General features: G+C 69.6%; 5 protein-coding genes. 1 reads left to right on the top strand and 4 read right to left on the bottom strand.

Translation table 11 applies throughout. The annotated features are described in order from the left end of the window. From pcrA to guaA, 4 genes are all read right to left on the bottom strand, one after another. Positions 1 to 2,245: DNA helicase PcrA (pcrA, locus tag AC08OP_RS15585; RefSeq protein ID WP_476614865.1), on the bottom strand; the 2,245-nt coding region annotated here is incomplete at its 3' end. Continuing rightward, complete coding sequence (locus AC08OP_RS15580; RefSeq protein WP_476614864.1) at positions 2,242 to 2,385, bottom strand: hypothetical protein; 144 nt, start codon at positions 2,383 to 2,385, stop codon at positions 2,242 to 2,244. The genes pcrA and AC08OP_RS15580, both read right to left, overlap by 4 nt. Positions 2,386 to 2,535: 150 nt before the next feature. Continuing rightward, positions 2,536 to 3,690, bottom strand: a complete 1,155-nt coding sequence (locus AC08OP_RS15575) for a threonine ammonia-lyase (RefSeq protein ID WP_476614863.1) — start codon at positions 3,688 to 3,690, stop codon at positions 2,536 to 2,538. Positions 3,691 to 3,922: 232 nt separating this feature from the next. Continuing rightward, positions 3,923 to 5,491, bottom strand: a complete 1,569-nt coding sequence (gene guaA / locus AC08OP_RS15570; protein ID WP_462187523.1) for a glutamine-hydrolyzing GMP synthase — start codon at positions 5,489 to 5,491, stop codon at positions 3,923 to 3,925. Between the two features lie 539 nt (positions 5,492 to 6,030). Between guaA and AC08OP_RS15565 the strand changes: the two genes are divergently transcribed. Further along, positions 6,031 to 8,933, top strand: a 2,903-nt coding sequence (locus AC08OP_RS15565) for a nitrate- and nitrite sensing domain-containing protein (RefSeq protein WP_476614862.1), incomplete at its 3' end; no start/stop codon positions are given.

Below are 8,933 nucleotides of genomic sequence, written 5' to 3'. Positions count from 1 at the left end.
AGCCCCAGGACGTCCCCGCGGGCGCCGGCGGGGGATCGGCCAGCCGACGCCAGTCAACCAGCGTGTCCGGCACCTCGCCAAGGAAGCGCGACGGCGGGTTGTAGGCCGGTTGGCCCCAGGCGCTGCGCATCACCGCGCGGGTCAGGTAGAGCCGGGTCCGGGCCCGGGTGACGCCCACATAGGCGAGCCGGCGTTCCTCCTCGAGCTGGGTGGGATCTCCCAAGGTCCGTAGGTGCGGGAAGACGCCGTCCTCGAGACCGGTGAGGAAGACGACGGGGAACTCGAGGCCCTTGGCGCTGTGCAGCGTCATAAGGGTGACCACACCATCGGAACCGTCGTCGGTCGGAACCTGGTCCGCGTCGGCGACGAGCGAGACCTGCTCGAGGAACTCCGCGAGCGTGCCCTCGGGCAGCCGCTGGGTGAACTCCTGGACCACTCCGACCAGTTCCTGCAGGTTCTCCACCCGGCCCTGGGACTCGACGGTGTCCTCGGCGAGGAGTTCCGACAGGTAGCCGGTGCGTTCAAGCACCGCCTCGACCACGGCCACCGGGTCGTCGGCCGCCACCGTGCGTAGCTCGGCGAGCAGCGCAGTAAACTCTCGCACCGCCTTCGCCGAGCGCGCGGCGATCCCCGGCACCTCGTCGACACGCTCCAGTGCCTGCGCGAACCCGATCCGCTCGACATCGGCGAAGCCCGCCAGGGCCGCCTCGGCCCGCTCGCCGATCCCGCGGCGGGGCACGTTCAGGATGCGACGCAGGTTCACCGTGTCGCTGGGATTGACGAGGACCCGCAGGTAGGCAAGGAGATCACGGATCTCCTTGCGCTCGTAGAACCGCACCCCGCCGACCACCCGGTAGGGCAGCCCGACCCGGACAAAGATCTCCTCAAACACCCGGCTCTGGGCGTTGGTCCGGTAGAACACCGCGACGTCGGCGGACCGCGCGAGCTTCGCGTCCGAGAGCCGGTCGACCTCCTCGGCGACAAAGGCCGCCTCGTCGTGCTCGTTGTCGGCGGCGAATCCGACGATCTTCTCACCGTCACCGGCGTCCGACCACAGCCGCTTGGCCTTGCGCTGGTTGTTACGCGCGATCATCGCGTTCGCGGCGGAGAGGATGGTCTGGGTGGAGCGGTAGTTCTGTTCCAGCAGGATCACCGCGGCGTTCGGGAAGTCCTCCTCGAACTCCACGATATTGCGGATGTTCGCCCCGCGGAAGGCGTAGATCGACTGGTCCGCGTCGCCAACCACGCACAGCTCCGCCGGTGGGACGGCGCCCGAGGCCCAGGTACCCGACCCGGCCGCTGGCTCGGCCGCCGGCTCCTCCGACTCCACCGGCGCGGACCCGCCACCGAAGTACGCCGGCTGGCCGACGAGCTCGCGCACCAAAACGTACTGCGCGTGGTTGGTGTCCTGGTACTCGTCCACGAGCACATGTCGGAAGCGGCGCCGGTAGTGCTCGGCGACGTCGGGGAACGCCTGGAGGAGGTTCACCGTCGTCATGATCAGATCGTCGAAGTCGAGGGCGTTGGCCTGAGCCAGCCGCTGTTGATAAGCGGCGTAGACCTCGGCGACGGTCCGCTCGAGGTGGTTCGTGGCCCGGTCCCGTGCGGCCTCCCAGTCGATCAGTTCGTTCTTCAGGTTGCTGATCTGTGCCGCCAGACCTCGGGCGGGATGCCGCTTGGGATCAAGATCGAGGTCGCGGGTGACCAGAGTGATCAGACGCTGCGCGTCGGCAGCGTCGTAGATGGAGAAGGTCGAGCTGAACCCGAGACTCTTCGCCTCGGACCTCAGGATGCGCACGCAGGCCGAGTGGAAGGTGCTCACCCACATCGCCCGCGCCCGAGGACCGACCAGTGCCGAGACCCGTTCGCGCATCTCGCTGGCGGCCTTGTTGGTGAACGTGATCGCCAGAATCTCCCCCGGCCGGACCCCCCGGGCAGCCAGCAGATACGCGATACGGTGAGTCAGCACCCGCGTCTTGCCGGACCCCGCGCCCGCGACGACAAGCAGGGGTGCTCCGATGTGCACCACCGCCGCCCGCTGCTGCAGGTTGAGCCCGTCGAGCAGACCCTCGGCATCCAGGCGCGGCGAGGAGGAGTCACCGGGCCCGTCCCCGCCCACCGGCGGCGCCAGCACCGCTGGGCCGAACAGGTCGTAGGGCACGTGCGCACCGCCGTGGACATCCGTCCCGACCGACCCGGCGATGCCGGATCCGCCGCCGTGGGAATCGCCGAAAAAGCCGCTCATGGGACTCCGATCGTACGTTCGACGTCGAGCGGGTCGGACCGCGGCATGCCCGGAGCGCACCCGACGACCCGGTTCGCGGTGTGGTTCGCGAGATGCACCGACAGCCCCACCCCGCCGCGGTCCTCGCGCGTCCGTGCCACCACATGACCATCACGCGTCCACGCCCAGTGGTCGTCGACCCGCGTGCTGACCAGCCTATTGTCCGTCGTTCCCGCCCCGCCCCGCGCGCGAGGGCGGGTCGTCGATGGCCGTGGTCCGCGTCAACGCCCGGCCCACCGGCGGTCACGCGGTCACGCGGTGCTCGACGCGCTCGGCGGGATGGCCGCGAGCGCCTTCACCCTGCTGGCCACCCCCGGGTCGATGTTGCCGCCCGACAGGATCGCCACCGTCGGGCCCTGCGCGAGATCACCTTGACGCAACAAAGCCGCAACCCCCGCGGCGCCGGCCGGTTCCACCTGGTGGCCGGCCCGGTGCAGCAACACCATCGCCTCCCAGAACGCTGCCTCATCGACCGTGACGATCTCGTCCACCAGGCGTGCGGCAAGGGCGAAGGTCAGAACCCCGGGAGCGTTCACCGCCATACCGTCGGCGATCGTGGTCAACGCCGAGACCACCCGTGACGAACGTGGCGCCGTCGGCTGTTCGGACGTCCGGCTGCCCGGAATCGTCCCGGCTTCCCACAGTGTTCCGGCACCAGGCGTCGTTCCGGCACCAGGCGTCACCACCCCACCGGGGGGCACCGGGAGCCGCCGGCCAGCCCGCAGCGACGCGGCGAACGCCGACGACAGCACGGACTGCACACCGACCACTCGCACATCGGGGCGCCGGGACCGCACCGCCGCAGCCAGCCCGCTGATCAGTCCTCCGCCGCCCACCCCGACCAGAACGGTGCCGAGATCGGGCACCTGATCGAGCAACTCCAAGCCGATCGTGCCCTGCCCGGCCACCACCCTCGGGTCGTCGAATGGGTGGACCAGCAGCCGGTCTCCCCGGGCGGCGAAGGCGGCGGCCGCCGCGAGCGCCGCCTCCACCCCCCCGGGTATCTTCTCGACCCGGGCGCCCCACCGGCGCGTCCGCGCCACTTTGACCGGATTGGCCCCCACCGGCACGAAGATGGTCGCCTCGACGCCGAAGGTCGCGGCCGCGAAGGCCACTCCCTGGGCGTGGTTACCGGCGCTGGCCGCCACCACCCCCCGGGCCCGCGTCGCCGGATCCGCGGTGGCCACCCGGTGGTAGGCACCCCGAAGCTTGAACGAACCGGTGTGCTGCTCGTGCTCACACTTGAGCCAGACGGGCGCACCGATCGCCGCCGACAGGGCGAGATCCCGGACGACTCTGGTCTGTCGTGCCACCCCGGCAAGGACGCGGGCCGCGGCGCGGATGTCCGACGCCCAGAGTTCGGCGTCCGGGGCTACCGATCGGTCGTCTGCGGCTGCTGCGGTCATGGAGCATCTCCCGGCGGCTGAGCGGCCACCCCACCATGACCGCGGCAACAAAAAAGCCCCCCACCAGGACAAGGCGGAAGGGCGAGGCGCGGACCCGATGATCGGTCGCGCGCCTAGGTAATGGCCATCTCGTGCGGGGTCACATCATCCAGGGTGCTCCGGTCCCGCCCGGACGTCAAACGTGCCCGTCGGCGGGGGTCGCCCGACGGGCACGCGCTCCGATCCGGGATCGTCACTCCCACTCAATCGTGCCGGGGGGCTTGGAGGTGATGTCGTACACCACCCGGTTGACCTGCGGCACCTCGTTGACCACCCGGTTCGAGATGCGTTCCAGCAGGCCGTAGGGCAGCCGGGCCCAGTCGGCGGTCATCGCGTCCTCGCTGGTGACCGCGCGCAGGACGATCGGGAAGCCGTACGTACGCTCGTCACCCTGGACGCCTACCGACCGCACGTCGGCGAGCAGCACCGCGAAGACCTGCCAGATCTCGCGGTCCAGGCCGGCCTTGCGAATCTCCTCCCGGATCACCGCGTCGGCCGCCCGCACCACGTCGAGCCGCTCGGGCGTGACCTCGCCGATGATGCGGACGGCGAGGCCCGGGCCCGGGAACGGCTGGCGCCAGACGATCTCCTCGGGCAGCCCGAGCTCCTCGCCGAGCCGACGGACCTCGTCCTTGAACAGGGTCCGAAGCGGCTCGACCAGACCGAACCGCAGGTCCTCGGGCAGTCCGCCGACGTTGTGATGAGACTTGATCTTCGCGGCCGTCGGCGAACCGGATTCGATCACGTCGGGATACAATGTCCCCTGCACGAGAAAGTCGATCGTCGCGCCCTCCGCCTCCGCCCGGGCCTCCAATTCGCGGGCGGACTCCTCGAAGACCCGGATGAACTCTCGGCCGATAATCTTCCTCTTCCGTTCCGGGTCGGTCACTCCGGACAGCGCGGCGGCAAACCGGTCGGCCGCCTTGACATGGACCAGATCCACACCGGTGGTCGCGACGAAATCGCGTTCGACCTGTTCCGCCTCGCCGGCCCGCAACAAACCATGATCGACAAAGACGCAGGTGAGCGCGTCTCCCACCGCCCGGTGCACGAGCGCGGCAGCGACCGCGGAGTCCACCCCGCCGGACAGGCCGCAGATCAACCGTCCGGTCCCGACCTGGGCCCGGACGGCCGCGACAGCCTCGTCAACAATGTTGATCATTGTCCAGGTGGGCCGGCAGCCCGCGCCCACGAACAGGAAGTGCCGCAGCACGTCCATGCCTCGCTCGCTGTGGACCACCTCCGGGTGGAACTGCACGCCGTAGAGACGACGCGCGGGGTCCTCAAAGGCGGCGACCGGGGCCGACGGTGTGGAAGCCGTCACCCGGAAGCCGGGCGGCGCGGCGGTCACCGAGTCGCCATGCGACATCCAGACCTGCTGGACAACGGGCAGACCGTCGAAGAGAACCCCGGGACCCGACACCGACAGACGAGTTGCTCCGTACTCGGCGGTTCCCGTGCGCGCGACGGCGCCGTCAAGCGCCTGAGCCATGACCTGATGGCCATAACAGATACCGAGAATAGGCACTCCGGTAGCGAACAACGCAGGATCCACCCGGGGCGCGCCAGGCGAGTAGACGGACTTCGGGCCGCCAGAAAGGATCAGTGCGGACGGACGCCGGGCGAGGATCTCGTCCACCGACATATCCCACGGGACGATCTCCGAATACACATGACATTCGCGTATGCGCCGGGCGATCAGTTGGGCATACTGGGCACCGAAATCGATCACCAGCACGGTGTCATAGCCCGGATGCCCCACCGCGGACGGGCCGGTGGGGCCGTCCGCCGGGGACCGCGGAACATCCCGAACCGCGCCGGTATCCGGCGGCTCCGCACCGCGACCAGCACTGCTACGCTGCAACTCACTCACCCCGCAAGCCTACGGACACGGCGACCCCACCGGTCCGCCCAGGCGCCCAACCATCTCCCACGGCCTTCACCGGAACAGACGAAGCACGCCGGACGCCGCCGCGAAGGCGGTAAGGGCTCATGTCGGAGATGTCTAGGATGCCGAGTTTGCGTCTTCAGTCCGGTTCACTGACCCCGACAAGCGCTTCGATCATCAGTGACGCCCGATGTCGGGCTTCCCCGGCGGTTACGGTAGTGGTGACTCCGCGCGCAGTAGCGACAACTGACGTGCAGCCACCAAGGCGCTTACGGTGGGCGCCTTTCGGATGCCGACTTCGTACCGCTATGGTGCCTGACAAGGGACATCCGGGCCCGATACCGAGCCATCCTGGTACGACCTGTTCCGGGAGGCTGGCGGAGAGGTTGCGAAGGTACGTGCGCAGACAACCGATGGCCAGCAGCACGGGCATCGCCGCAGACTCGGAGCCGACAGTGGCGCCGGGTTCGCCCGTGGACGCCGAAGACGGCGGGCAGCGCGATGGCCGATTCGCCGCGCCACCGAACCCAGCCGGGTCGGGACTGGCGCGCCTTCACCGCGCCGCCGCCAACCCCACCAACTGGCGGGTACGCACCAAGCTGATCGCGATTCTGGCCGTGCCTGTCATCGCGATCCTCGCCTACTCGTCCATCGAGGCGGGTACGGTGCTGACGAGCACGCGGGACGTCAACCGGATGTCCGACCTGACCGAGATCAGCCGCTCGGCGTCCGGGCTGGTCCACGCCCTGCAGGCCGAGCGCACCTACAGCACCGGATTCATCGCCAGCGGTCCCGTCGGCGCCCGGGACGGGAGCACGATTCCAACCCGCCGGGCGGCGGTCGATGAAGCTTACAAGGCGTACAAGTCAGCTGCCAGCGAGCGGCGAGGATCCTTCGGCAGCGAGGTACGCCGCGCCCTCGACGACATCAGCAGCCGGATGGACACGCTGCCCGCCAAGCGGCAGACGATCGAAAGGCTGATCGACAGGAAGGCGGTCGAGACCGCCTTTCAGCCGATCATCAACTCGCTGATCAACCTGATCCGGCTGATCCCGCAGGGAAATGACGACCAGGAGCTCAACGCCGGGGTCAACACGGCCTACTTCTTGATGTCCGGGACGGAGCTTCTCGCCGAGGAGCAGGCACTTATCCACGGCCTGCTCACCCGCAACGGGAACCATGTCCTCACGGCAGACGACTATCGCGAGTTCCTGTCGGCCGAGACCCAGCGGGGCCGCCAGCGCAACGATCTCGAGAACGTCGCTCTACCGGACCAGCTCGCGGTCTACGAACCGACGGTCGACACCGAGACCAACGGGGACATCCGCAACACCCAGAATTATGTCGAAGAAATTCTGAATGCGCCCATCGGTCAGCCGCTGACCGCGCTGGAAGCCGAGAAATGGGACCAGGCGACCCAGCAGACCATCGACACCGGTACGGAGGCCGTCGACAAGCTCTTGGGCCTCGTCGACGCCCGCATAGGCACCCTGCGGGGCAACATCCAGCGCCACGCGCTGCTGTCCGGTCTACTGATCGTGCTCATCCTGGCCCTCGCCCTGCTCGCCGCACTGGTCGTCGCGCGCTCGCTGGTCCGCCCCCTGCTGGCGCTGCGGACCGCCGCGCTGGACATCGCCGATCACCGGCTTCCCGAGGCCGTCCGTCGGTTGCGCGATTCCACCGAGCTGGACATCGACGACTCGATCGAACCGGTCGGTATCGACACTGACGAGGAGGTCGGCGAAGTCGCGCGGGCTTTCGACGAGGTTCACCGGGAGGCGATCCGGCTGGCCTCCGAACAGGCGTCGCTGCGGAACAACGTCAACGCGATGTTCGTGAACCTCTCCCGGCGCAGTCAGGGACTGGTCGAACGGCAGCTGCGTCTCATCGACGAGCTGGAGAACCGCGAGCAGGATCCGGACCAGTTGTCCAACCTGTTCAAGCTGGATCACCTCGCCACCCGTATGCGGCGGAACAACGAAAGCCTGCTCGTCCTCGCCGGCACGGACACCGCTCGGCGCTGGACACACCCCGTCCCGCTGAACGAGGTCGTACTGGCGGCCATCTCCGAGGTGGAGCAGTACACCAGGGTCAAGCAGACGTCGGCCGCCGCGGTGTCCATCGCCGGCAACGGTGTCAGCGACGTCGTCCACCTGGTCGCCGAGCTCCTCGAGAACGCCACCTCGTACTCGCCGCCGGCCACCAGCGTCCTCGTCACCAGCCGCTCGCTCGGTCCGGGGGCCGGGGCGATGATCGAGATCGAGGACCAGGGCATCGGCATGCCGGCCAAGGAACTCGAACGGGTCAACGACCGACTGGCGAACCCGCCGGTGGTCGACGTGTCGGTGTCACGGACCATGGGCCTGTTCGCGGTCGGTCGGCTGGCCAGCCGCCACGGCATCCACGTCCAGCTGCGTGAGTCCGCCTCCGGAGGTATCACCGCTGTCGTCCGGCTGCCCGCCAAGCTGGTGACCGGGGACGGCGGGGCCGGCACGGGACCGGGCCGGCCCACCGCGCCGACGCTAGGAACCCGCGCCGGCGACGCGCCGGCCATCCCCGGTTCCCCGACCGGACCGCGTGCACCGGAGCGGCCGGAGCGCACCGGCTCGGGAACTCCCGAACCGGTGGGCGGCAGGGTCGCGCCGACGAACGGCACCGGGGCCAACGGGCACCGGACCGCAGGTGAACCCGCCGGACCGGAAAGCCTTTTCGACGGCTCCAGTGGGCCCCGGCGGTTCCCCAGCACCGGGCCGTTCCCGCTCACCGGGCCGCTGGCCGCCGCTCAGCTCGGGTCCGACCGAACGGGTTCGCTGCCCACCGCGGATAATCGCGACTTCGGGCCGGACGACTTCACCCCCGGCCTCGACAGCGGCACCGAGCGCGACAGCGAGACGGATGGCACCAGCGCCGCTCCGCCGACCCTGCCGCACGATCTACTCGGGCGGGGAGGAAACGACGGGGACTACCCGGTCCCGGGAGCCCGGGACCGGGACCGGCCCGGCCCCGGTGGGCAGGACGGTCCCCGTGACCCACGGGAGCTCGACGACCGGGAACTCAACGACCGGGAACTCGACCTCGATGTCCTTCGCGGTCGCGGCGGCACCGCTCCCGGTGGCCGGCTCGACCCGGCCACCGACGCCGAACCGCCCCCCGACGTCGTACCGGACACCCAGACCATCGACCGGCGCGGATTCGGACGACGGGACGATCTGGTCACGGACGAGACGAGACCGGTGTCGTTCGGGGACAACCGCTGGGGGACCAAACCACGTCCCGGCGGCACCACCGGGCCCGGTCGGACCGAGCAGCCCGACAC

The sequence above is a fragment of the Frankia sp. CeRuru1 genome (genome assembly GCF_977966315.1).
Note: the sequence above shows the minus strand (reverse complement) of the source record. Positions and strands in the feature narration are given on the sequence as shown.

Bases quoted from the DNA above. Each gene is read 5' to 3' on its own strand.
- AC08OP_RS15575 (WP_476614863.1), bottom strand. From the start codon at position 3,690: ATGACCGCAGCAGCCGCAGACGACCGATCGGTAGCCCCGGACGCCGAA.